At 66.6% G+C, this 22,706-nt stretch carries 24 protein-coding genes; 7 read left to right on the plus strand and 17 right to left on the minus strand.

The genetic code is table 11. From position 1 onward, the window contains the following. The 3 genes from LzC2_RS12585 to LzC2_RS12595 all read left to right on the plus strand — a co-directional run. Positions 1 to 210 (plus strand): Lacal_2735 family protein (locus tag LzC2_RS12585; protein ID WP_171187463.1); only part of this gene is annotated, 210 nt, incomplete at its 5' end. 190 nt (positions 211 to 400) lie between these two features. Then, positions 401 to 1,603 (plus strand): DUF932 domain-containing protein, encoded by a 1,203-nt coding sequence (locus LzC2_RS12590; protein WP_171187465.1) that lies wholly within the window; start codon positions 401 to 403, stop codon positions 1,601 to 1,603. 56 nt (positions 1,604 to 1,659) lie between these two features. Beyond that, a complete protein-coding gene (locus tag LzC2_RS12595) occupies positions 1,660 to 2,358 on the plus strand; it encodes a Uma2 family endonuclease (RefSeq protein ID WP_171187468.1) in 699 nt (232 codons plus the stop codon). A gap of 13 nt (positions 2,359 to 2,371) precedes the next feature. On the opposite strand, the gene LzC2_RS12600 is transcribed toward LzC2_RS12595, so the two are convergent. The 14 genes from LzC2_RS12600 to LzC2_RS12665 all read right to left on the minus strand — a co-directional run bounded on the left by LzC2_RS12600 (position 2,372) and on the right by LzC2_RS12665 (position 17,204). Further along, entirely contained in the window at positions 2,372 to 3,172 is an 801-nt protein-coding gene (locus LzC2_RS12600) for an SDR family NAD(P)-dependent oxidoreductase (protein ID WP_171187470.1), read from the minus strand. Between the two features lie 99 nt (positions 3,173 to 3,271). Next, a complete protein-coding gene (locus tag LzC2_RS12605) occupies positions 3,272 to 6,766 on the minus strand; it encodes an ABC transporter permease (protein WP_171187472.1) in 3,495 nt (1,164 codons plus the stop codon). Positions 6,767 to 6,775: 9 nt separating this feature from the next. After that, the gene (locus LzC2_RS12610; RefSeq protein ID WP_171187473.1) at positions 6,776 to 7,327 is read right to left on the minus strand and encodes a hypothetical protein; all 552 of its coding nucleotides are present in this window, start codon (positions 7,325 to 7,327) and stop codon (positions 6,776 to 6,778) included. Further along, the gene (locus LzC2_RS12615; RefSeq protein ID WP_171187475.1) at positions 7,324 to 8,010 is read right to left on the minus strand and encodes an ABC transporter ATP-binding protein; all 687 of its coding nucleotides are present in this window, start codon (positions 8,008 to 8,010) and stop codon (positions 7,324 to 7,326) included. The genes LzC2_RS12610 and LzC2_RS12615 overlap by 4 nt, the downstream gene beginning before the upstream one ends. A gap of 107 nt (positions 8,011 to 8,117) precedes the next feature. Continuing rightward, positions 8,118 to 8,576 (minus strand): acyl-CoA thioesterase, encoded by a 459-nt coding sequence (locus LzC2_RS12620; protein ID WP_315854652.1) that lies wholly within the window; start codon positions 8,574 to 8,576, stop codon positions 8,118 to 8,120. Between the two features lie 97 nt (positions 8,577 to 8,673). Continuing rightward, positions 8,674 to 10,395, minus strand: a complete 1,722-nt coding sequence (locus LzC2_RS12625) for a sodium:solute symporter family protein (protein ID WP_171187479.1) — start codon at positions 10,393 to 10,395, stop codon at positions 8,674 to 8,676. Beyond that, a complete protein-coding gene (locus tag LzC2_RS12630; RefSeq protein ID WP_206678688.1) occupies positions 10,395 to 10,703 on the minus strand; it encodes a DUF3311 domain-containing protein in 309 nt (102 codons plus the stop codon). The genes LzC2_RS12625 and LzC2_RS12630 overlap by 1 nt, the downstream gene beginning before the upstream one ends. Positions 10,704 to 11,518: 815 nt before the next feature. Continuing rightward, positions 11,519 to 11,995 carry a hypothetical protein gene (locus tag LzC2_RS12635; protein WP_171187482.1) on the minus strand — a complete coding sequence of 159 codons (477 nt, stop codon included), beginning with the start codon at positions 11,993 to 11,995 and terminating at the stop codon, positions 11,519 to 11,521. Positions 11,996 to 12,021: 26 nt separating this feature from the next. After that, positions 12,022 to 13,368 (minus strand): NAD(P)/FAD-dependent oxidoreductase, encoded by a 1,347-nt coding sequence (locus tag LzC2_RS12640; RefSeq protein ID WP_171187484.1) that lies wholly within the window; start codon positions 13,366 to 13,368, stop codon positions 12,022 to 12,024. Positions 13,369 to 13,570: 202 nt separating this feature from the next. Continuing rightward, a complete protein-coding gene (locus LzC2_RS12645; protein WP_171187486.1) occupies positions 13,571 to 14,164 on the minus strand; it encodes a hypothetical protein in 594 nt (197 codons plus the stop codon). 82 nt (positions 14,165 to 14,246) lie between these two features. Next, a complete protein-coding gene (locus LzC2_RS21845; RefSeq protein WP_246254975.1) occupies positions 14,247 to 14,612 on the minus strand; it encodes a DUF1559 family PulG-like putative transporter in 366 nt (121 codons plus the stop codon). A 38-nt stretch (positions 14,613 to 14,650) separates the two neighbouring features. After that, entirely contained in the window at positions 14,651 to 15,535 is an 885-nt protein-coding gene (locus LzC2_RS12655) for a DUF1559 family PulG-like putative transporter (RefSeq protein WP_171187488.1), read from the minus strand. A gap of 108 nt (positions 15,536 to 15,643) precedes the next feature. Beyond that, positions 15,644 to 16,450 (minus strand): DUF1559 family PulG-like putative transporter, encoded by an 807-nt coding sequence (locus tag LzC2_RS12660; protein WP_171187490.1) that lies wholly within the window; start codon positions 16,448 to 16,450, stop codon positions 15,644 to 15,646. Further along, positions 16,443 to 17,204 (minus strand): DUF1559 family PulG-like putative transporter, encoded by a 762-nt coding sequence (locus tag LzC2_RS12665; RefSeq protein WP_171187492.1) that lies wholly within the window; start codon positions 17,202 to 17,204, stop codon positions 16,443 to 16,445. Before LzC2_RS12665 ends, LzC2_RS12660 begins: the two co-directional genes overlap by 8 nt. 69 nt (positions 17,205 to 17,273) lie before the next feature. On the opposite strand from LzC2_RS12665, the gene LzC2_RS12670 reads away from it, so the two are divergent. Both LzC2_RS12670 and LzC2_RS12675 read left to right on the plus strand, forming a co-directional pair. Further along, positions 17,274 to 17,567 carry a hypothetical protein gene (locus LzC2_RS12670; RefSeq protein ID WP_171187495.1) on the plus strand — a complete coding sequence of 98 codons (294 nt, stop codon included), beginning with the start codon at positions 17,274 to 17,276 and terminating at the stop codon, positions 17,565 to 17,567. 14 nt (positions 17,568 to 17,581) lie between these two features. Then, positions 17,582 to 17,827, plus strand: a complete 246-nt coding sequence (locus LzC2_RS12675) for a hypothetical protein (protein ID WP_206678689.1) — start codon at positions 17,582 to 17,584, stop codon at positions 17,825 to 17,827. 21 nt (positions 17,828 to 17,848) lie between these two features. Here the strand turns inward: LzC2_RS12675 and LzC2_RS12680 are convergent, their stop codons facing one another. Further along, positions 17,849 to 19,300 carry a coproporphyrinogen-III oxidase family protein gene (locus LzC2_RS12680; RefSeq protein WP_171187499.1) on the minus strand — a complete coding sequence of 484 codons (1,452 nt, stop codon included), beginning with the start codon at positions 19,298 to 19,300 and terminating at the stop codon, positions 17,849 to 17,851. Between the two features lie 99 nt (positions 19,301 to 19,399). Between LzC2_RS12680 and LzC2_RS12685 the strand changes: the two genes are divergently transcribed. Then, entirely contained in the window at positions 19,400 to 19,648 is a 249-nt protein-coding gene (locus LzC2_RS12685) for a hypothetical protein (RefSeq protein WP_171187501.1), read from the plus strand. Between the two features lie 59 nt (positions 19,649 to 19,707). After that, complete coding sequence (locus LzC2_RS12690; protein ID WP_171187503.1) at positions 19,708 to 19,914, plus strand: hypothetical protein; 207 nt, start codon at positions 19,708 to 19,710, stop codon at positions 19,912 to 19,914. 12 nt (positions 19,915 to 19,926) lie between these two features. On the opposite strand, the gene LzC2_RS12695 is transcribed toward LzC2_RS12690, so the two are convergent. Both LzC2_RS12695 and LzC2_RS12700 read right to left on the minus strand, forming a co-directional pair. Beyond that, a complete protein-coding gene (locus LzC2_RS12695; protein ID WP_171187504.1) occupies positions 19,927 to 21,720 on the minus strand; it encodes a redoxin domain-containing protein in 1,794 nt (597 codons plus the stop codon). Between the two features lie 174 nt (positions 21,721 to 21,894). Further along, positions 21,895 to 22,706: 3-keto-disaccharide hydrolase (locus LzC2_RS12700; protein WP_206678690.1), on the minus strand; the 812-nt coding region annotated here is incomplete at its 5' end.

Genomic DNA, 22,706 nt, shown 5'->3' on the forward strand with positions numbered 1-22,706 from the left:
CCTTCCCCCCGCCCGCCCGCGACGATGTTCGGTCTGTTTAAGAAGAAGTCCCCGTTGGAGGCCTTGAAGGCCAAACACGCCGCGACGCTGGAGCGGGCGATGCAGGTCTCCCAGACCAAAGGCGTCGTCGCCGCCAGCGCCATCCACGCCGAGGCTGCGGAGTTGGAGAAGGAGATCGACCGTCTGGAAGCGGAGCAGAAGGCGGGGTGAACCGTCTGATCGAGAACGCAGCGACCTGACGATGCAGCGGACAGCGCGTTTCTGAACGGAACGTGCGGCTCGCACGCCGACCCCCTCGCCCGGGGTAGTGGCGGTCGGTACACTGCCGCGGGCGGCGCAACCGGCGTCGCCTTCGCAATCGCTACCCGGCCGTTCGCGGCCGTCCCGAAGGATCGGATTGATGCTGACCGCCCCCGCGCTCGCCCCCCCGCGGATCGACTATGGCGTGACCTCCGTCGGCGACCTGCGGGTCGAACTGGAGGAGTGCGAAGACGGTCGCAGCCGCAGCCCGAAGGTGGCCGCGGTCTACGTGAACGACGAACCGCTGCGGCCCAGCGCCCGCTTCTGGACCAGCTTCTTTATGCGGTTCGGCATCGGCAAATCGGTCTTTAATTACTTCGATCACGCCGAGGTCTTCGAACGTCTCGCCGCCCGTAGTGCCTCCGATCGTCTGCGGTTCGCCGTGGAACGCAGCGACGGCCCGGGCAGCGACGGCGTCGGCACGCTGCTGGCCGTTTCCAACCCCACCAAAGCGGTGGTGAAACAGGACGACTTGCGGGAGTTATTAGACCGCTACGACGGCGATCGCGTGACCTATCACAACGGCGTCGTCGAAAGTCACCACAGCCCGCGGGTCGGGCATCGGTTCCACGTCTCCGGCGACGCCTTCGCGAACCGGTTCGTCGTTCGCACGCCGGTGGACGGGTTCGGTCAGCCGAATATTTATCTCTCGCTGCTGCGGGAGGTCTGCGCCAACGGCATGATCGGGGAGGCGCCCGCGTTCCGCAGTCAACTGGCGCTGGGCAAGGGAGAGGACCAGGTGACGTATTCCCTCAGCCGGGCGCTGGACGGATTTAATAACGACGAAGGCTACGCCGCGCTGCGACAGCGGTTCGAGAGCGCCGCTGAAAGCTGGGCCAGCGTCCATGAAGCGGCCGGCCTCTATAGCCTCCTCGCCAAACTGACCGGCGGCGGAGACGGCGGCGGCAACGCCCCGCGGAACTTCGGCACGGACGGAGCCAGCGCCGACGGATTGTTCGAGCGGAAGGACCTCGGCACGCACCTGCTCAAGCGGTTCCACGAGACCACCGGCGACGTGACCCGGCTGTACGGCTTGGCGAACGCGGACGCCCTGTCGGCGAAGCGCCAGAAAACGTTGCCGGTGAAGTGCAAGGTGTACGACCTGCTGAACTTCGCCACGGAGGTCGCCACCCATCACGCCGGCCCCGCCCACGCCCGCCGCCTGCACGCCTGGGCCGGCGAACTGGTCAGCGGCGAATACGACCTCGAAGGCACCGCCGACCAATACGGCGACTTTCAAGACTTCTTCGTCGGCGATGACGCGGCGAAGCCGTCGGGCGAGGACGCGCCCAAGCCGCGGTAGACGGCGCCGTGCCCTTTGGCGCTCCGAGCCGTTCCTCCGCCGGTTAGAATACCGCCATGCCCCAGACGCTCGATCCCCCGTCGACGCTTCCCGCACCGCTCGGGCCGCCGGTTCCGACCGCGGATCCGGTGACTGCCGCGGAGATCGTGGCGCAGTTCGGCGACGTTCCGTTGTTCCGCATCGTGATGGACCCCGCCCCGGGAACCGCCACGGAGGCGGACATCGACCGCATCAAGCGGGAAACCGGACGGCTGTGCGAATTGATCGACGGAACCCTGATCGAGAAAGCCGTGGGCGCTGAATTCGACCTGATGGGCGGCGAGTTGCTGACCCTCATCCGCAACGCGATCCGCGGCAAGAAGATCGGTTGGGTCCTCGGCGGACAGGCGTTTCTGCGGCTGACCGGCCGCCGCACGCGGGCCGCGGACGTCGCGGTGATCCGGGCGGAGCAGATCCCGTCCGGACGGTTCCCTTCTGAACCGGCCTATCCGGATCTGTACCCCGATCTGGCGATCGAGGTGCTCTCTCCCTCGAACCGATCGGGGGAGATGCGACGGAAACGCGAGGACTTCTTCGCCGCCGGCACCCGGCTGATCTGGCAGATCGACCCCGCCGCCGGAACCTGCGAGGTGTATACGTCGATCGAGTCGCCGGACGAAACGATCTCTGCCAAAGGGTTTCTGGACGGCCGGGACGTGGTCCCGGGTTTGAAGATCCCGTTTGCGGACGTGCTGTCGGCGGTGGAGCTGGATTGAAGCGAAGTCCCGCCTACTGCCCGCCCTCTTCGCGGCGGCTCCAATAGGGGAGTTTGACGCCGCCGTCGAGGCTTAACGTCGAGCCGGTCATATAGGCCGCGTCGTCGCTCAACACGTACGCGGCGGCTTTGCCGCATTCTTCCGGCGTGCCAAGGCGGCCCAGCAAGAGGCTCTTCGCCCCTTCCTCCAGCTGCTTCTCCGTGAAGAACTTGCGTTCGCCGGGGGTGTCGATCCAGCCGGGGTGCAGGATGTTCACCCGGGTGGCGTATCTCGCGACCTCGACCGCGGCGGTGCGGGCCATCTGATCCAGCGCCGCTTTCGCCATATTATAAGCCATCGCGGCGGGGAACGCGATTTCCGCATGGGGGCTGGAAACGATCAACACGCTCCCGCCGCGGCCGTTCTTATTGAACTGGTCCCGCATCAATCGGCACGCCGCCCGCAGACCGTAGAAGGCGCCCCACATGGAGACGTCGATCGTCTTTTTAAACTCGTCGAGGTCGGCGTCGAGGAACGGTTCCCGCGTACTGTAGACGGCGTTCGAGACGAACAGATCCAACCCGCCGAGCTGCTCCGCCGCGTCGGCGACGAGGCGTTCGATCGTTCCCCGGTCGCCGATATCGCCCTGCAGGCTGACCGCTTTCCGGCCGAGGTCGCGGATCTGTGCGGCGACGGCCTCCGCTTCCTGCTCGCTGGATCGATAGTTCAATGCGACGTCCGCCCCCTCGCGGGCCAATTCCAGAGCGATCCCGGCCCCGATTCCCTTGCTGGAACCGGTGACGAACGCGGTTTTCCCTTCTAAACGGCCGGACATATAACTCGTTGGGGCTGAGAGCGACGAACGGCCGGCAGTGTAGCGATCGCCGCCCCGTCACTCGCCCCCCGTCACTCGCACCCTGCCGTTCGCCCCGCTTCATTCGCCTCGAAGCGTGGCGACGATGGGGGTCCTCACCGCGGCCCGCACGGCCCACCCGCTGGCGAGCATGCCGGCGGCGAAGACCGCCAGCAGCGTGAGGCCGCCGCCCAGCCACGGGGCGTCCGCCGTCCGGCCGGAGAGGTGCGGCCACAGGGCCAGCAGCGCCGCCAGCGTGCCGCTCGCCAATCCCCAGACCAGCAGCAACGCCGTCTCGGTCAGCACCAAGCCGGCGATGCGTCGCGTGCCCAGTCCCACGGCCCGCAACAACGCCAGTTCGCTCCGGCGTTCCAGGACGTTCCGCAGCATCACCGCGGCCAAGCCCAGCGTGCCCAGCAGCAAGCCGAGTCCGCCGAGCGCCTGAAACGTGGAGAGGTACGTGTTCTGAACCGCCAGGAACGAAGCGATTCGCTCGCCGACCGGCTCCGCATCCACGCCGTAGCCGCTGAGCCGGCCTTCCAGCGCCGCGGCGAGTTCGGTCTTCGATTCGACCGGGGCGTCGACCAGCAGATAGGCCCAGCCGTCGTTCGTCGGGAACAGCGTTTCGAAGTCCGCTTCGCCGGTCAGCAGCACGCCTTGAAAGACGCTGCCGTCCAACTGGCCGACGACCTGAAAATACGCCGTCGGGTTTTCGTCATTCGGCACCGCGATACGATCGCCGACGCCCAGTTTGAGGCTGTATTGCAGCGTATTCATATCCCCCAGCACGGGGTACACCGGCAGCGTGGAGCGAGTCGAGCCGCCGCCGTCATTCGCGTCCGGCAGGGGTTCCGTCAGCAGCTTCCACGGGTTCTCCGCGGGGGTGTCGGCGAAGGCGAAGCCGCCGCGTTCGATCTGCGAGTCCGGCACGCCCAACACGGTGGGCAGTCCGGTGCGATAGAGGTTGAGACAACTGGCGTCGGCGCCGGGTCGCACGCGGAAGGCGGCGAGGTCGTCGATCGACTCGAACGCCGGGCCGGTCAGATCGAGTTCCTCCCGGCCGGCCGGCGTCGACGGATTAAACGGCAGCGGGGCGGCGGCCTCGGCGACCAATAAATAGCCGCCGTTGCCGCTGTCCAACTCCGGCAGGCCGGCCGAGGGATCTTTCCGGGCCGCGGCGACGGCGACCAGCAGGAAGGTCGCGCAGGCGATCAGTCCGGCGGTTAATACGCTGCGGGTGCGTTCGCGGGCGGCGTTCCGCAGACCGAGTTTGAACCCCGACCGCGGCACGCCCCCGGGGCGACGGGAGAGCCACCAGCCCAACGCCCCCAGCGCCGCGGCGAGCAGCAGCATCCCCGTACTAAAGAACGCCAGCACGTCCCACCCGAACCCGGCGAACGCTTCGCTGTTGGGAACGAGGCCGACCAGCGAGGCGGCCATTAATAAAATCGCGATCGCCCCGCAGCCGAGGGCGACCCGCTGCGCCCACACGCCGCCCCCTTCGGTTTCGCCCTTCGTTTCCCCGGCGAGCAACGCCCGCACGGAGGTGTCCCGCAGCGCCCGCAGCCCCCACCAAACCGCCCCCGCCGCCAGCGCCACGCTGATCGCGAACCCGATCGCCAGGCTCGCCGGGGTCATGGACAGGAACAGGAACCGCGTGCCCACCGCCCCGACCCACAGCGTCCTCAACCCCCATAACATTAATGCGGCGTATCCCACCGCCGCGGCGGTTCCCACGAGTCCGCCGACGGCGACCACGATCAGCCCCTCCGTCAGATGCAGCCGGCGCACCGCCTGCGGCGACAGTCCCAACGCTCGTTCGAGGCCCACCTCGCTCGCCCGGCGTTCCAACCCCAGTCGGAATAAGAGGGCGATTAGAATCGCCGCCGACAGGATCAAAAACAGGCTGAACCCCACGAACAGCCCGGCGAAATCCGTCGTCCCCGCCGCCGCTTCAAGCCCCTGCGCCTTCACCGGAGCGAACGCCAAACCCAATGCCCGCAGGTCGAGCTGTTCGATCAACGCCCGCGTCAACCGCTCCTCCGCCGCGTCGAAGTCTTCGATCCGGCCGCCGTTCGGGGCGGTATAGAGAATGGAGGTGCTGCTGCCGTAGCGGCTGGGGAATAATTCCCGCATCCGGTCGATCGGCAGGAAGGCCTTGGGGAGGGCTCGATAGTCCTCCCAATAGAGATCGTCCGCGGTCGTGACGCGGTCGAGGTCCATCTCGAACGGCTGATCCCAGTCGTTGAAGGTCGCGGCGTCGGTGATCCCCTCCACCGTGGGGGTGAGCGTGCCGTCCACCGCGGCGCCGTCCATCGGGACGATCTGCGAGACGGTGAAGATCCGCGAGCGCTCCGGGGCGTCGGCGCCGTCGTCGACCGAATACCATTCTAATTCGACCTTGTCGTCGACGGTCACGCCGAGCTGCTCAGTCGCGAGGTACTCGTTCAAGACGATGCTTTTCTCGTTCAACTCAGGAGGCTGACGCCCCCCGCTCGCCCATTCATGAGCCTCCACCCCCGCAACGACGAAGTAGGCGCTGCGGCGTTCGTCGTCCTCGATTTCCGCCTCGGGCACGCCGACCGGCGTGATCTCGTTCGCCAGGGCGACGTACCGGGGCGACGCCGTCAGTCCGGCGGTCTGCGCCGCCTGCTGGGCGGCGGCGGCGAGGGGCGCTTCGAGGATCATCCGGTCGCTCTCCAGCGACAGCGTGCCCCGCTCCTCGTTCCGCACGAGCTTCACCCGTAAATCGTCCAGCGTGAGGGCTGCGCGGGCCGTCTTCGTCAACGCCTGTGCCGCGTCGTCGCCAGGCACGTCCGCAGCGTCCGCAGCGGCGCCTGCGCGAACGAACACCGCGTTGACCCGCCCGGTGCGGCCGTCGGGAATGCTGCGAGAGGGACGCGCCGGGCTGAGTTCCAGCACGTCCCGCAGCCCGTCGAGATTCGCGTAGGCGACCGGCGGGATCTGCTGGGCCGGGTTCAAATCGAATCGAGCCGCCCCCGCCGTGTCCGGTAGCACGGCGGCGACGGTCAGCGGGACGGTCGCGGTGGCGTCGTCTTTGTTCGAGAGCAAATTCCCCCGCGGCACGGCGCTGGGGATCTCCACGGAGATCGTCACCTCGTCCCCCACGACCACGCCCAACCCCTCGGCGACGCGGCCGTTCAGCACGACTTCCCCCGCCTCCGGCCGCTGGACGTCCGCGGTCTCCAGCAGCCCCCACAGCCGCTCGTCCGTGCCGAACAGGTTCACCCCGCCCACGCGGCGGATCGAATCGCCCTCCCCCGCCGTCAGCCCGGCTCGCAGGGCGAGCGCCGGGGCGACGTCGTCTTGATCGAACCCCTCCCCGTCGGCGAGCCGTTCGATCAGTCCGTCCGTCACGAATCGCCCGCCGGACAGGGCGAGGTCCACGTCGCCCAGCCGCTGAAGCGTGAGTTCCCGCAGACTGGCCCGCACGCTGTCGCCGACGATCAACGCCCCGCCGATCACCGCCGCCCCCGCCGCCGTCCCCAGCAGCGCCGCGAGATGCGTGCGCCGATAGAACCACAGCGAGGCGAGGACGAGGCGGAGAGTGCTCATGATGTGATCTTACGCGTTCGGCAACCGGGGCGGCATTAGTGCCAAACCGTCGAGAAACCTCCTCTGGTTCGTTTTTGCCCCTTCGAAGGTTTGAGAACTCCCTGCAGTATTATCTAAGAACTGAAGCAGGGTTGTGGTATGCGCGAAGCCGATCAGCTGGCCGATGCGCAACAACGTCGCGTCGTCGTCTACGGCTTCGGAGATCTGAATCATCAGGTAGGCGAGATATTGATCCCAGTTAACGAATTGAATACGGACAGTCTCATCTTCGACCAACATGCTAACGAGTCCGCCAGCCGAGTCGTCGAACAACACTTCGTCAAAGTTTCCGTTGTCCAATAGCGGAATTAAGACTCCGCGCGTGTGATGTTGCTGTGATCCCGGGGCAATAAAGAGTTCGTCCGGAACGCCGACGCTGAACGATGCGAGTTCGGCGACTGGGTCGTCCCAAGTTATGCGTCGGCGCGAAGTGCTTTTGTCGTAGAGCTCCAAGAAGAACGGGGCCGGATTCCAGCGTGATAGGGCGGCGCGGCCGTCGGCTCGGGTCGCTGGACTGCTCATAGTCCCTTCTTCGCCTCCGTCACCGTTCCGCCCGCGAACGTCAGCCGCCGCGGGAAGCGATCGGCGAGGTCCAGGCTGTGCGTGACGCAGAGCAGCGTCGTGTCGGCGTCCTTCGCCAGATCGAGCAATAACGTGCCGACGGTTTGGGCGGTGGCGGGGTCGAGGTTCCCGGTGGGTTCGTCAGCCAGCAATAACCCCGGTTCGTTAATCAGCGCCCGACAGAGCGCCGCCCGCTGGCGTTCCCCGCCGCTCAGACGGCCGGGCCGGTGACTGGAACGGTGGCTCAGGCCGACGCGGTCTAACAACTCCGCGGCCCGCGCCTCGTCCGCCTTCGTCACCGTGCGGCCGGCGAGCACCGGCACCAGCAGGTTCTCCGTGACCGTCAACTGGGGCAGTAAATGATGGTCCTGGAAGACGAACCCGACGTTCTTCGCCCGGAAGGCGGCCTGCCGGCGTTCGTCGTACTCCCAGGGCGTTTCCCCGAAGAGCTCCACGCGCCCGGCGGACGGCGGTTCGAGCAGGCCGACGATATATAACAGCGTGCTCTTGCCCACGCCGCTGGGGCCGGTGAGCACGACCGCGTCCCCCGGCTCGGCGGCGAGCGTCACGCCGGAGAGCACCTCCACCGTCTCCGCCCCGGCGGTATAGGTCTTGGAGACGTCGGTGAGTTGAACGGCGGGCACGGCGCTGGAAACTCCAAGACCAAGAAATCAAGAACCAAAGTGACGAAGCGATCGCAAACCCCGCGCCCCCGGCGCCGTTGGTTCTTGACTTCTTGAGATTTGAGGCTTCACGCTCCGGCCTCTTCAATACGTTCTAAAAACGAATCCGGGACCGGCACGCTGGTCATCGTGCGATCGGGGGTGAAGGTGCAGGCGACGGTTTTCATCGTGCCCTCCGCGATCAACGTGGGCTGGCCGTCGTTCTTGTCCGGGCCGTCGTCGCGGGTGAACCGATAGTCCAACGTCAGGCTCTTCACGCCGATCCGCTGGACGCTCACCTCAATCTCTAATTCATCCCCGAAGAACGCGGGCGATTTGAACCCGCATTTGGCGCTGACCCGCGGCCAACCGAGGATGCTGCCGTCGGCTTTGTGATCCATCACGCTCAGCCCCGCGGCCCGGAGGAAGGCGTGCTCGGCCTCCTCCATGAAGCGATAGAACTGGGCGAAGTGGACGATCCCGGCCATGTCCGTTTCGGAGAAATGGACCCGGCGGGGATAAACGTGGCGGGAGAGCTTTTCGGACACGGTTTGAGTGAAGTTCCAAGGGCCAAGAAATCAAGAACCAAAACGGTACGAACCCGACGATTTGGTTCTTGGAGTCTTGGTCATTGAGGCTTCCGGGCTACGCCTTTTCGGGGAAGAACTTCGCCAGCGTCGCGGCGCTCGGCTTGGGGGTGACGAGCGAGACGATGACAGCCGCCAATCCGCTGGCGAGGAACATCGCGGTGACGGGCATCAGTTCGACGGTGCGATAGCCGGGGATGGCGAGGTTCAGATAATATTCGCCGTTCGCCGCGAAGTCCGAGGCGTAAAACAACGCCCCCCACGACCCGGCCGCCGCGAGTACGCCGGCGTAGCAGCCCCACTTCGTAAACCCGCGCCAATAAACGGCCAGGAAGGCGATCGGGAACAGGGAGGCGAACCCGCTGAAGCACCAGATCCCCAACGGGAAGACCCGCGTACTATCGCCCATCAACAGGCTCAGCACGTACGTCACGGCGACCACGGCGATGATGAACCCGCGGCTCATCAGCACGGTCTGCCGGTCGGTGTATTTGCCGGCGGGGGCGTAGAACTCGACGAGATCCTTGGTGAACATCGTGCCGATGCACAGGAACTGGCTGTCCAGCGAACTCATAATCGCCGCCAGCACGCCGGCCAGCAGGAACCCGCCGAGGATCTTCCCGCTCAGCTTCGAGACCATGAAGCCCAGCACCTTGTTGGCGTTTTCCTCGACGCTCACGTCGCTCGCCAGCCAGGGCGGCGGCAGGTCCACCAGTCCGGTCGTCGCCCACGCCCCGATCAGCACGCAGGGCACCCAGACCACCGCGATAAAGAACGGGTGCACCACCACCGGCAATTTAAACGTCGACGCGCTTTTCGCCGTCAGCCAGTGCTGGAACAGGTGGGGGAACATCCCGACGCTGAAGGGGATGAACATATAGGTCGCGAACCGCCACGGATCGAGCCGTTCGCGGGTCCGGAAGATCTCGGGAGACTCCACGTTGCCGAGTTGGTCGCCGGGGCCGACTTCGTCGCGGATGCGTTTCGCCTTGGGGATCTCCCGCGAGACGATCTGCAAACTATCGAGGAACCCGCGGGGCGCCTCCGTGCGGATTTCGCCGTCCGTGTCGGGGATTTGCACGCGGCCCTCGGCGACGGCGGTCTCCGCCATGCTGGTGGCGATCAGATAGAAGGCCACGACGCCCAACACCATGAACACGCAGGTCTGGAAGGCGTTCGCCCAAGCCGTGCCCCGCATGCCGCCGGCGAAGACGTAGGTCAGCACCACCGCGCAGACGACCAGTTCCGTCAGCCAGGCGGGGATGGCGCCCTTGGTGCTTTCAAAGAGCTGAGGAAAATCGCCCGCGGTGGCGCCCTCGATCGCTTTGCCGCCGGCGATCACGCCGACCAGCAGATAGGGAATCACCAGCCCGACCAGAATCGGCACCAGCACCAGTCCGATATTGCGGCTGTCCAGTCGGTCGCGGAAGAACCCGGCCTGCGTGGTATAGCCGTATTTCTTGCCCCAGCCCCACAGTTTCACCCCCAGTACGAAGAAGCAGAGGGAATGCACGATTCCGCTGCTGCTGGCCAACAAGCCGTACACGCCGACGCCGTAGGTGAAGGCCTCGCCGCTGCTGCCGACCAGGGCGAACCCGGTCATCGTGGTGCCGAACAGGCTCATCAGCAGCAGGAACGGGCCGATGCTGTGCGAGGCCAGCAGATAGTCTTCGCTGGACCCGGTAAACAGCCGGCTGGCGCCCAATCCGAGGGCCAATAACAACAGGAGGTAGCCGCCGATGATGACGACGCGCCAGACCTCGGGGGAGAGAATATCCATCAGGCGGGGGCCCCTTGCATGTCGTCGCCGCCGGCGAAGCGGGGGTTCGTTTTCTCTTTGGGAACCGGCCGTTCGGAGGCCGGAATCCGGGTTCCTCCGACGGCGGGCTCGTCAATCAACTCGTCGTCCGCCGGCCAGGCGACGTTGACGGCCAGCAGCCACAGCCCGCTGGCCGCGACGGAGATGCACGCGTGATACAGCAGCGCGACCGGCATGAAGCCGAAGATGAGACGGTCGGCGTCCCAGAACCACACGTCCTGGTGGAGCACCACCAGCAACGCGATCAGCGACCAAACGAGGATTTTCACGGGCGAAGGGCCGATGCGGGGCGACCGAAACGAGGCGGGCCGGGAGTGTAGCGGCGACATCGATCGGGCACACCCGATGCCGCAGCGACGCCGGGCACGGCACGGATCGCGCAGCGACGAACCCGACCGAGACGCACATGCATCGCGGTCGGGCCGCCGGGTCGGATTGTCGACTCAGGTTCTTCACAGCACGCTCAACGTTCGCCGCCCCGCCCGGCCTTGTTCCCTCGAAAGGGACCGGGACCCGGCTGGTGTTCGCCGGGGTTGGGAGGAGAAAGGTGGAATACGGGCGCCGGGCCGGTCGTTTAGGGAACCGGGCCGGGCCGCGGGGGTCTTGCCGCCCGCGGCGCCCGGGGCCGGGCGAAGCCAGTTCTTGCTAGGAACCGGTTCGCTGGCTCTCCCGGACCACCGCGCGACGGGGTCGGCGTCCGTGCCGACGGGCGGGGGGCGGATCGCCTCGGATCGCTGCGCAAGCGATCCGACGCGGGGGCGAGTTCCACGGCATCCGTCACCCACGTCGGCCGGTTCGTTCGTCCCGCGAGGAGACCGACGGCCGCCCGCATCGATGCGGGGCGGGGAAACGCCAGTCCCTCACCTATACGGGGATCGGGACCTATTTGGTCCGAACCGCTTGCGGAGCAGAGGGTTCGGCGTACGAACTGCGGGCGAGCCGTGTGGCATGGGCCGGTTTCATAACCAACCCGAAGCGTCAGCAAGGGATCCGGCGTGCGGCGCACGTCGGCATGCTGCCGACGCCCTCGCTGACGCTTCGGGTTAGTTCTCCATTTCTGAAACCGACTCAGACCGCTCGCCGATCAACCCAGTCGCCCGTATCCGTACCTCGCCAAGACGAGATTCTTGGACCACTTACGAAGTCGGAGTTCATCCTCCCAGCCGACATGACTGAGGTCCCGAGCAGACTCGATGAGTTCGTTCAAGCGTGCCTTACCGATCCTCAGCGACGGTTTCGAAGAACAAGCGGCCTGCAAAATCATTTGCGTCGACTTTACATATACACGTGCGAATCCGGGTTCCGTCGTCCGCAGCGCCTCGCCGTAGGCAGCGGGCATCACCCAGAACGCCTGTACTGCGTTCAAGGGGATGAGTCCGCTGCCGATCGAATCGAAGAGTCCGATTGCTCTCTCGTCCTCGGGACACACTTGAAGCCGCTGCGTCAGCACGCGATGGAGATGCGGATATTCCTGATCCCAAGGCGAATCCAGTCCGGAAACCTGGCAGTCGATCTCGCGCCACCAATCGTCGAATCGATCGGCTTGGTGCGTGGTTTGCATATCAGTGACCGACACGCCCGGCCCGTTCACGCCGTCGCCGTCTCGCGGCGGCTTTGGGGCATGTATTCGAACATCTCGTCCAGCTCCGGGCGGAAGACGTTGCCGACGAGGACGTCGACGATGCCCATTTTGAACTGCGGGTAGTCCCGCAGGAAACCGCCGATGCTGAAACCCTCGTCGTAGAAGGCGTAGACCAGCTTGCGGAAGTTCTCCACGCCCTTTTTATATTCCGGCTGCCAGGCGCCCAGCGTCGCGGCGGAGGTGTCGCCGGAGTCCAGCGCCGCGATCGCGGCGGAGGCGCCGCGGAGACCGCTGTCCAACGCGAGGAACACGCCGGAGCTATACACCGGGTCGATAAACCCGAAGGCGTCGCCGATCACCATCCAGCCGTTCCCGGCGCCGACGCCGCTGTAGTAGGAGAAGTCCTTCGTCGTGAACACGTCCCGCACGCGGGTCGCGTTCTTGAGCCGGCGGGCGATACCGGGGGCGGCGGCGATTTCGGACTCGTAGGTCTCCGTGGTCGAGGACCGGTGCGGGCCGAACATATGGCTCATATCGCCGGTGCAGCCGACGGAGGTGATGCCGTCGCCCAGCGGGATATACCAGAACCAGGATTTCTTGTTCTCGCCTTGAATAATGACGGTGCAGCCGTCCTCGCGGGGATCCTCGGGGGAGCGCTCGGCGTTCTCCCAGTAGCTCCAGAGGGTGCCCTTCTTGAGGTGCGGGTCGGCTTCCATCACGCCCAATCGACGGCCGATGAACGCCGTCTGCCCGGTGGCGTCCAGCAGGACTTCGGACTGGATTTCCCGAGTAAACGCGGCGTCGCCTTTGCCGAACTTGACCTTCACGCCGGCGGCGCGGGCCTCGGCGTTCGGTTTGCCGTCGGCGTCCAGCGGTTCGCCGTCCCACAGCACGTCGAGGACGTGGGCGTCCGTGCGGACGACGGCGCCCAGTTCTTCGGCGCGCTCCAACAGCATGCGGTCGAACTTGCCGCGTTCGACCTGCCAGGTCTGGCTGCCCTCCTTTTCAATAACTCGGCCGTCGTCGTCCTCGTCGAAGTAAAAGGGGGCGCTCTCCTTGCCCGTCGAACTGACGAACTGGACGGAGTATTTTTTGACGAAGCCGACCTCGTTGAGCCGGTCGATCAGGCCGAGCCGTTTGAGGCTCCAGTAGGTCTCCGGGATGAGCGATTCGCCCACATGGAAGCGTCCGGCGGGTTGGCGTTCCAGCAGCAGCACGCTCTTGCCGGCCTCCGCCAACGCCGCGGCGGCAGCGCTGCCGGCGGGGCCGCCGCCGATCACGATGGCGTCGTAGGCCTCCGCGACCGGGGGTTGGGCGCGGTCGTCGGTCTCGGGGGTGACGGTTTCGATCATGACTCGGGCACAACCGCGAAGCGGGGCGAGAAGTAACGGATCGGACGGGGCCGATCCCCACGCCGCGATTGTAGCCGCCGCGGACGACGGCGACAGATCGACCCGTCGCTGGCAAGCACGAGGGCTCACGCCTCACGTTCGGGGAGCTGACGCCCCGCCGCTCGCCTTGGCCTTGTCCCCTTCAACCTTGAACCTTCCCCCTTCAAACCGGGGCGGCGACTTCCAGCAGGTCCAGCGCCGGCTTGCCGTTGGTAAAGATCGTCGCCAATCGGCCCCAGGCGACCTCGCCCTCCCGCATGCCCAGATGCGCGGCGAGGCCGGGGCCGGCGGTCAGCTTAAGCAGCGCCCCGAGTTCCACCTCGCGGAGCACGTCGTGCTCGATCAGCACGCGGCCCAACGGGATCTCGCCGCCGAGGATCTCCTCGCGCGGCTCCTCGTCCAAGTGGGAGAGGTCGAACCGCACCAGCCCGAACTGCACGGTGCGTTCGGTTTCGCCGGGGCGTTCCGGCTCGCGGACGAGGGTGATCTTGCGGCAGTACTTGCCGCCTTCCCACTTCTCGTCCAGCACCCGCACGGCGACCGGCCCGCCGTGGAACTGCTCCATCGTGACGGTCATGTGCGCCTCGTGATCCAGCAGTTCCCGGTAGGGCTGCGGGACGGCGCTGGCGGGGACGTGCTCCGCCCCGGCCAACAGCGGACCGGCCACGGCGCCCGCCGGCCCCCCCTGTCCCCCCGCAGCCGGGGCCGGTTCGGGAAACATCGCCGTCAGCGAGTCGAGTTCGGCGAGGGCGTTCACGGGCGACGCTGGACGAGGAACGAACGAAACGGCGAGCGGCGATTGTCGCGGCGAGGGCGCCGAGACGCCAGTCGCCGACGACTCACTCCGGCGCGGCGCCGGGCGGCGTCCGCTCCCCGGCCGGTCGATGCTCCTCGAACGGCGCGTCCTCCGGCGACGGCCCAGCGGCGTCCGCGTCCGTCGGCGGGGTCGCGAACGAGTTCTCCTGCTGGTGGTAAGCCTGCATCGCCTGACCCAACTGGCGCAGGTTCTCCGCGGCCTGTTCCCGGCGGGCCGCCTCGCGTTGCTGCTGGAAGAACGGCAGGCCGATCGCCACGCTCAGCAGCGCCCCGATCATCAAGACGAAGCAGGTCGCGGCCAGTGCCGCGATCAGGATCCACCACCGGCCGCCCGCGGGTCGGTCACGGACGCCCGGCGGTCCCGGTTCGACGGGGTCTTCAGAACTCATGGATCGGTTCCTCCAAGACCCGGATCGAGCGAGGCGCCTCAGAACCCGCCGACGGCCTCGCCGCCGTCGGGAGTGCCGAGGGCGGCGAGGACGGCCGGGTCGATGTTATTAGAGACGAAGCTCACGGAACCGTCCGCGAAGACCATCTGCACGCCGCCGCGCTGGGCGTCGCCGCCGGCCCAGGTCGCGCCGAATCCGCCCGGGACGTTCAAGCCGTCGGCGGGATCGCGGAGGTTGTTCGGGTCGCCCCAGGCCGCCGGGGAACCGTTGATCGGGTCGATCTCGCCGGCGTAGATCGTGGACGCCGCGCCGTCGGTGATATCCCGGATCGCCCCGCTGAACGTCGGACCGAGCAGGTGCACGTTGCCGGCGTAGTGAGCCGGCGCCAAACCGCCCTCCGGCGGGGCCGCCGCCGGGGTGAGGAAGGATTCCACGCGCGTCTCGTACACCGACGCCGCAGCCGGATCGTCGAACCGCACCGACGGGTCCACGCGGCCCCATAACGCCGTCTGATCCATAAACGGCAGCGACGCCGTCATCCAGGACATCCGTGGGTTGGCGGGGTTCTCGGCCTGCGCGAGGTTCGTGCCGCCCGATGCGTGCGGGGGGAAGGCTTTATAAACCGAATGAAAGTTGTGCCCCGCCAGCCCCATCTCCTTGAGGTTGTTCTGCGACTGGCTCCGCCGAGCCGCTTCCCGAGCCTGCTGCACCGCGGGCAGCAGCAGGGCGACCAGGCCCATGATGCAGCAGAGCAGCGGCACGGTGCAGAGGGCCACGATCCCGGCGATCATCGCGCCGCTCATGCCCTTCTTCTCGGAGGACGACCGCTTGCCCGCCGGGCGTTTCTTTGAAGACGAGGCCTTCTTTTGCCGCGGCCGGCGCGGGGGCATGTCGTCGAAATCGTCGTCGAAGCGGTCGGCCATGGGGGAGCGGCGGTCGTCGGAGTGTGAACGGAGCGTGAGGATTGTCGTTGGGACAGGCCCGCAATCGCAAACGGGACCGCGAACGGGACCGAATCCACGGGGCGACCGCTATTCGCCGTCAAGCGTCCAATCGCCGCCGTACGGTCCCCCCTTCAACCGCTCCCCCCCGGCCGGCGTGCCGAGGGCGGCGAAGATCGCGGGGTCGATGGTTTCGCTGATGAAAATCACGGATCCATCGCACATCGCAACCTGCCCGCCGCCGGGGTGGGGGCCGCCGAATTGCTGCGGGGCGGTTCCGAAGCCGGCGGCGGTGTCCCGCAGGTTCGAGGGGTCGGCCCACGGCTTGGGGAAGGCGCCGATCTGGCCGGCGAGGATCGTCTGCGTCGTGCCGTCTCGGATGCCCGAGAGCCGCCCGGCGCCCTCCTCGCCCAGCACCCGGACGTTGCCGGCGAAGTGACTCAAGCCGAAGCCGCCTTCGATATTGCGACCCTCGTGATAGGGGTGCGGATCAATAAACGTCGCGACCTCCGTCGCCACGACCGCGGCGTTCGCGGGGTCGTCGAACCGTTTCGTCCCGTCGTACGCTCGCCAGAGTTTCACTTCGTCCATATACGGCAGCATCGCCGTCTGCCAGGAGGGCGCCGGGTTGCCGGGGCCGCTGACCGACGTATCGCCTACATGCGGCGGGAACGAACCGTGCTTCGCATGGTAATTATGCGCAGCGAGGCCGAGGTGTTTAAGCTGATTTTGCGATCGCGTCCTTGGTCCTGATTCCCGGTGCGACGTGGCCGGCGGCAAAATCAACGTCGCGACCAGCGCCAGCCCCGTGACGATCGCCAGCCAATGGACGCAGCCCCACTTGGGAAGGTGCTTCCGCTGCCATGTGTCGCGGGCTTGGGGCGGGGCGTCAGTCATAGTCGCTCGCGCTGACCGTCTCTCCGCCGTCCGGCGTGCCGAGGGCGGCGAAGATCGCGGGGTCGATGTCCGGGTTGATCCCCGTTGCCCGGCCGTCGCAGTAGCCGACCACGATCTGTCCGGGGCCGTTCGCGCCGAAGCCGGTCGGGCCGTTGAGCGGGGCCGCGGCGGAGCGCAGGTTTGCCGGGTTGCCCCACGCCGTCGGGGAACCGGTGGCGGCGTTTACTTCGGCAAGCATCAACGTCTGCGTGGCGCCGTCCGCATTCCCGATGTCGTCCAGCGTCAAATCGGGCACGAACACCTCCACGTTCCCCGCATAATGAGCCGGAGCGAGGCCGCTGGGCAACAGGTCGTCCCCGACGAATGGGGAGGTGTAGGGGGGAACGACCGTCGCGAACGCCGCCGCGTTCTCCGAGGCGTCGAACGGCTGGGTATAATCGATGCTGTCTTTGAGCGTGCGTTCGTCCATAGACAGCAGAATCGCCGTCATCCAACTGACGGGCGGGGCGCTCGGCTCCGCATCGCCCTGTGGATCAAGACGGCCTTCATGTCTCGTCGCGAAGTTCGTGACCGCGAGGGTTTGATTCTTAACGTTATTCTGCGATTCGAGCGTTTTCCGGCCGATCACACCAATGCGTCTCTCCTCCCATAAAATCCCGCCGCAGGCAAGGATCATCAAGATCGCAAGACCGCCCGCGACCCGTGCGAACGAGAAGGCGGACGGCTTCGGCGGCTCGGCGGGCGGGTCATGCATCGCCGCCCATTCTACCGACCGCCGGTTCGCCGGGTTAGAATGCGTTCGTCATCCCCACGGAGTCCGCCGATGTCCGCTGAAACGCCCGCCTCCGACCGCCCGTCCGCCCCGCAGATCGTCGTCTCGCCCGAGGTCGCCGAGGCGATCCGGACGACGGGCTACGCCCGCCTCGTGCTGCCGGACGGCCACACGCTGATGCGGGTGCAACCAGAGCCGGAGGCGGAGGCGTACGCCCGCTTGCGAGAAGAGGTTCCGGATGAAGAAATCAAACGCCGGTGGGAGGAGTTCCAAGCGTCCGGAGAGTCTGGATGCACGTGGGAAGAACTGCTCGCAGGTCTACCGGACAGGCGCACCGCAGCGTGAACGGTCCCTACGCCTTGACCTTCGCCTCGGACGCTCAGCAGCAGGTCGAGCAGTTCCTCATCGGCTCCCGCCTCCGGGAGTGGCGGGAGGAATCCGTGGCCCGCATCATCACGGCGTTGAAGGACGAGCCGATGCGATTCGGCGAAGGACGGCAGTCCGACGCCTTCCGTTTCTGGCAACAGGACGGTTTGGCGATCACATATCACGTCGATGAGACCGCAAAACGCGTGACCGTCTTGAACGTCCGCTTGCTCAAATAGCGAGCCGACGTCCGTCTCGGCTCAGGTGTACCGCACCCGTTTGAACTGCTCTTCGAAATATTCCGGCAGCAGGCTGTCGGTTTGCAGCAGGCCCTTGCGGGTTAGGACGATCTCCTCGCCCTCGACGTTCAAATAGCCCGCGGCGGTCTGGTTCTTCAGGGGTTCGGCGAACTCCTGTCGCACGTCCACGTTGAACTTCTCCTGGAACGGCCGCACGTGCACGCGCCCCTCTTTGAGTTGCAGCACGAACTCGCGGATGAGTTGCTGATGTTGCGTCGGAACCAGCGCCCGGTTGATCGGCCAGTCGCCGGCTTCGACGGCGGCTTGGTAGTCGTCGATCTTATCCAGGTTCTGATAGTGTACGCCCTGGAAGTGACCGAAGCTGCTGACGCCGGTCGCCAGCAGGTCGGCGCCGCGCCAGAGGCTGTCCCGATAGACGAAGCGGTCGGTCTCGCGGTTCTTGACGAACTCGTTGCCGCTGCTGGGGACGTAGCCGAAGTCGGCGAGATAATCGATCGTCTCGTCCATCCACCGGCGCTTGGTGTCCCAGTCGGCGATGGGGCTGTCGACGCCCAGTTCCTTGATCTCCTTGGAGATAATCGTGTTGTGCGGCAGCTCCATCTGATAGACGGTGATGTTATCCGGATCGAGCTTCGCGGCTTCCTCCAGGTTCCGCCGCCAATTGGCGTCGGTCTCGCCGATCATCCCGGCGATCAAGTCGATATTCACCTGCGGGAAGTCCGCGGCGTTGATCCACTCCCACGCCTCATAGACCTCCGGGGTGAGGTGCGCGCGGCCGTTGACTTCTAAAATCGTGTCGTCGAAGTTCTCGATGCCCAGCGACAAGCGGGTGACGCCGATCTCCTTGAGGGTCTTGACCTTCTCCTCGTTCAACGTGCCCGGTTCGCACTCGAAGGTGACTTCGCGGGCGGTCTCCCAATTCAGGTGCGTTTGCAGCTTGTCCCGCATGCTGCGGAGCTGCTTGCTGCTGAGATAACTGGGCGTGCCGCCGCCGAAGTAGGCGAACTCCAGTTCGCGCCCCTGCACGCCGGGGGTGTGCTGGAGCTTGGCGAACTCCGCTTCGAGGCTGTCGACGTAACCGCGGACGGTCTTGGCGTTCTGCTGTGTATAGACGCGGAAGTAGCAGAACTTGCAGCGCTTCCGGCAGAAGGGGATGTGAATATACAACCCCAACGGGACCGACGGGTCGATTGCTCCCGAGGGCGGGGCGCCGTTGAGCGCATCCAGCGCCGCGGGCACGGCGGCTTCGGTCCACTGACTGAAGGGCGGATAGTTCGAGACGAAGTAACTGCCGACCTCCGTGGAGCCTTTCGCCTTGGTGGTGGTCGTCTCGCCGTCGGAGTCGCAGGCGGCGCCCGCTTCCGCGGCGGAGTCCACGACGGGCAGGCGGTTGGGCAGAGCCGCGGCGTCGCTGTCGGGCGAAGCGGCGTCGGCGGGGGCGAGATCGGGCATCGGGTCCGGCTTGTCGAGGGCTGCGATGCCTGATTGTAGCCGAACCGGCGACGAGTAGGATGGGGGCCGTTCCCGTACCCCCACGTCGAAGGTGCTGTCGTGTCCGCCACGCCGCCGTACAAGCCGGAGTTCGGCCCGGACTTCAATCCGGACGACTACCCACTGCCCGACATCGACCCCGCGCGGATCTACCGGATCCCCACAGAGGCTGAGTTGCGGAAACGATCGGAGAACGCCGAGGGGAGGCCGACCTACACCACGCAGGAAGTGTTGGAATATGCTTGGAACGTCCGCGAAGCGGAACGCCGCCGGGCGGAGCGCCGGGCCGCGGGCGGGGCAGAGGGGTGAGGGAACCTCGCCGCTATTCCCTCACCTTCATGCCGGACGTGCGAGCCGATATGGCTTGGATGATCGTGGAAGCCCGCGACTCCGAATACCTGTCGGAATGCGTCGTTCGCATCGACGGCGCCCTCCGAACGACGCCGCTCGCGGTCGGCGAGGGGCGCGAGTCCGATACGGTGCGTTGCCTATTTGACGGGCCGCTGACCGTTTTCTATGAGGTGGACCGTTCTGCCGCAGCAGCGAAAGTGACGGCGGTTTTACTCACGCGCTGACGATTCGCCAGCTCAGTCCAGCGCGATCAGCAGGAAGCCGATCATCATTTCTTCGTCGCTCTGATCGCCCCAGCGGACGGTGTCGGTCGGGTCCGGGTTGTGGGGGTTGCCGGCGCTGTTGTCGTAGGTCGCGGTGCAGGTGATCGTCGAACCCTTCTTGACGCGGATCGGTTCTTCCAGGTCGTACCGCAGTTGCCAGTTGAAGTCGTAGGCGGGCACGTCCAGCAGCGTGCGGGTCTCGCCGTTCGGCGTCGTCAGTTCATATTTGAAGCTGGCGCCGCGGTAGTGCATATGCGGGGTGAGGGCCAGCAGGGTGAAATCGCCCGGCGCCTTGCGGCTGGCGACGACCTCGTGCGACTTCGCCCGCGGGGGGATCTCGAACCTGTGCGTCATCACCGCTTCGCTTTTGACGAGGCTGAGGTTCTTCACCCCGCCGACCCCGTCCGAGGGAACGTCGTCCGGGTCGAGGAACTTCAACCCGACCCGCGACAGGTCCGTCGTGGCCCGACCGTTCGCGGTGTAGTGCATCTCGAACAGGAACTGCGAACCGGCCTCGATTTTGTACGCCTGACCGGGCTTCAGCTGCATCGGCGGCAGGCCCGGGGCGTAGCCGATGAGGGCGTCGCCGGGGTTGATCTTCCGTTGCTCGCCCGGGGGCAGCACCCGCACGATGATATGATGCACGACCTCCGCGTTCCCCGGACGCGGCTCCGCGGCGACGATGTATTTATCTTCCTTGAAGCCGGGATCGGCGCGGAAGTAGCGATATTGAATCACCCCGTCCGCGGGGATGTCGCTCGGCACGTCGGCCATGGGAACCACGAGGTCCGGCTCGCCGATCCGCCAGCCCTCGGCGAAGGTCGGCGGCTCCGGGGCTTCGGACGGGTCGCCCTCCGGGCAGCCGGCTTTGACCCAGGTCAGCAGCGTTTCCTTCTCCTCGGCGCTCAGGCGGGCGTCGTTGCTGAACGTGCCGTGGGCCGGGTCCGCGTACCAGGGCGGCATGCGATTCTCGGAGACCACCTCCGCCAGCATCGGCCCCCAGCCGGCCGCTTCTTCGTAGTCCAGCAGGGCGAACGGCGCCGCTTCGCCGGGGCGGTGGCAGGAGGCGCAGTTCTCATAGATCACCGCCGCGGCGCCCGGTTTGTCGCCCGCGCCGGTCGCCCAGGTGACGGTCGCGTTCGGATCGGCTTCATGCACGCGGCCGATCTTGCAGCCGACGACCTCCGTCCGGGGCAGTTCGACCTTTTCGCCTTTCAAAACGCTGGCCAGAGCGAGGCCGAAGTCGTCCCGCGTGGCGGAGTCGCGGGCGTAACCCACGCCGTATTGATCGCTGATCCGCCCCTGATATTGCAGCGCGAGACCGAATTCGCGGACGGGGCCGAACACGAACACCTCCGGCGTGCGTTCGGCCTTCAAGCGGTCGGCCAAGACGTTGCCGGGGTCCTTGAGCACGGGGACGCCGGCGGCTTCGAGCTCATGCGCTTTGCGGAATTCGGCGAGGTCGGAGAGGGAGTCCTGCCGGTTCGAGTCGATCAGCACGACGCGCACGCCGTTCTTCCGTCCCTCCTCCGCGACGGCGCGAAACCGCGGGGCGGTGATCTGCACCAACGGGCATTCCGTGCCGACGAACGCCACCACCACGGCTTTCGCCTCCGGCGCCCCTTCCTCAGTCGCCTCGCCGATCGCTTCGCCCAAGGTCACGCGGTTGCCGAACACGTCCCGCAGTTCCGCATCCGCCGGGAACCGCGGGGGGCCGGCGTCCGGGGTCGCGACGAGGGCGGCGAGCAGCAACGGGGCGAACGGCATGGGGGCGTCCGTGCGGTGGGGGGAAGGCGTCGCCCCCATCCTAAACCGGACGCGAGCGTCCGGCACGGGGAGGGGGCGCACGAAAAACGGCCGGCGTTCCCGTAGGAACCCCGGCCGCGGGTCGAAAGTTTCGATCGAACGCGGTTCACACGAATCCGCACGCAGCGAACCGGCTCAGCCTTCGAGCAGCGGGCCGTCTTCGGTCAGCGTCGGCTGCTGCACGGTCACGTTGCGGTACCAGACGGCGTCGCCGTGGTCTTGGAAGACGATCCGGGTCTTCTTGCCGTTGGCGAGAGCCTTGGCGAAATCGTTCCAGTCCTTGAACTTGCTGTCGGCGACGGCCTTCTTGAACTCCGGCGAATCGAGCTTCACGTCCACGACCTTGACGCCGTTGAGGTAATGCCGAATGCGGGCGCCGGTCTTCACGATGCGGCCGGTGTTCCATTCGCCGACCGGCTTGACCGTTTTGGGGGTATGGGGGCAGGGGACGGCGCCGGTCGCCGGGCAGGTCTTATGAACCTGGGGAGCGTAGAGCGCGTACAGCGAGCCGACGCTGGTCTTGGGGTTCTTGCCGTTGCCGTGGCCGGCGTCGTCGAGAATCTGATATTCCGGGCCGGTCTTATACGCCGGGTCGCCCTTCTTCGGAACGACGCCGTAGATCACGCCGCTGTTGGAGCCTTCCGCGACCTTGAACTCAAACCGCAGATCGAAGTCCCCGAAGGCCTGTTTCGTTTGAATGTCCCCGCCGCCGCCTTCGGCGGTTTTGCCGGCGAAGTGCAGGGCGCCGTCGTCGACGCTCCACTTGGAGCCGATCTCCCCGCCGGCGTACTTCTCCCACGCATCGGCCGAAGAGCCGTCGAACAGCACGACGACGCCGTCGGCTTTCTCTTCGTGGTGATCGGGGGCGGCGAAGGAGGTCGCCGGGAACAGCAGCAGGGCCGGGGCGACGAGGGCCGCGGCGAGCAACGGGGCGGGCATCTTGAAGG

This window comes from Alienimonas chondri, assembly GCF_013036045.1.
Lineage (GTDB): Bacteria > Planctomycetota > Planctomycetia > Planctomycetales > Planctomycetaceae > Alienimonas > Alienimonas chondri.

Coding starts and splice junctions, on each gene's coding strand:
- LzC2_RS12590 (WP_171187465.1), top strand. CDS start 401: ATGCTGACCGCCCCCGCGCTCGCCCCCCCGCGGATCGACTATGGCGTG.
- LzC2_RS12595 (WP_171187468.1), top strand. CDS start 1,660: ATGCCCCAGACGCTCGATCCCCCGTCGACGCTTCCCGCACCGCTCGGG.
- LzC2_RS12600 (WP_171187470.1), bottom strand. CDS start 3,172: ATGTCCGGCCGTTTAGAAGGGAAAACCGCGTTCGTCACCGGTTCCAGC.
- LzC2_RS12605 (WP_171187472.1), bottom strand. CDS start 6,766: ATGAGCACTCTCCGCCTCGTCCTCGCCTCGCTGTGGTTCTATCGGCGC.
- LzC2_RS12610 (WP_171187473.1), bottom strand. CDS start 7,327: ATGAGCAGTCCAGCGACCCGAGCCGACGGCCGCGCCGCCCTATCACGC.
- LzC2_RS12625 (WP_171187479.1), bottom strand. CDS start 10,395: ATGGATATTCTCTCCCCCGAGGTCTGGCGCGTCGTCATCATCGGCGGC.
- LzC2_RS12635 (WP_171187482.1), bottom strand. CDS start 11,995: ATGCAAACCACGCACCAAGCCGATCGATTCGACGATTGGTGGCGCGAG.
- LzC2_RS12640 (WP_171187484.1), bottom strand. CDS start 13,368: ATGATCGAAACCGTCACCCCCGAGACCGACGACCGCGCCCAACCCCCG.
- LzC2_RS21845 (WP_246254975.1), bottom strand. CDS start 14,612: ATGAGTTCTGAAGACCCCGTCGAACCGGGACCGCCGGGCGTCCGTGAC.
- LzC2_RS12655 (WP_171187488.1), bottom strand. CDS start 15,535: ATGGCCGACCGCTTCGACGACGATTTCGACGACATGCCCCCGCGCCGG.
- LzC2_RS12660 (WP_171187490.1), bottom strand. CDS start 16,450: ATGACTGACGCCCCGCCCCAAGCCCGCGACACATGGCAGCGGAAGCAC.
- LzC2_RS12665 (WP_171187492.1), bottom strand. CDS start 17,204: ATGCATGACCCGCCCGCCGAGCCGCCGAAGCCGTCCGCCTTCTCGTTC.
- LzC2_RS12670 (WP_171187495.1), top strand. CDS start 17,274: ATGTCCGCTGAAACGCCCGCCTCCGACCGCCCGTCCGCCCCGCAGATC.
- LzC2_RS12680 (WP_171187499.1), bottom strand. CDS start 19,300: ATGCCCGATCTCGCCCCCGCCGACGCCGCTTCGCCCGACAGCGACGCC.
- LzC2_RS12690 (WP_171187503.1), top strand. CDS start 19,708: ATGATCGTGGAAGCCCGCGACTCCGAATACCTGTCGGAATGCGTCGTT.
- LzC2_RS12695 (WP_171187504.1), bottom strand. CDS start 21,720: ATGCCGTTCGCCCCGTTGCTGCTCGCCGCCCTCGTCGCGACCCCGGAC.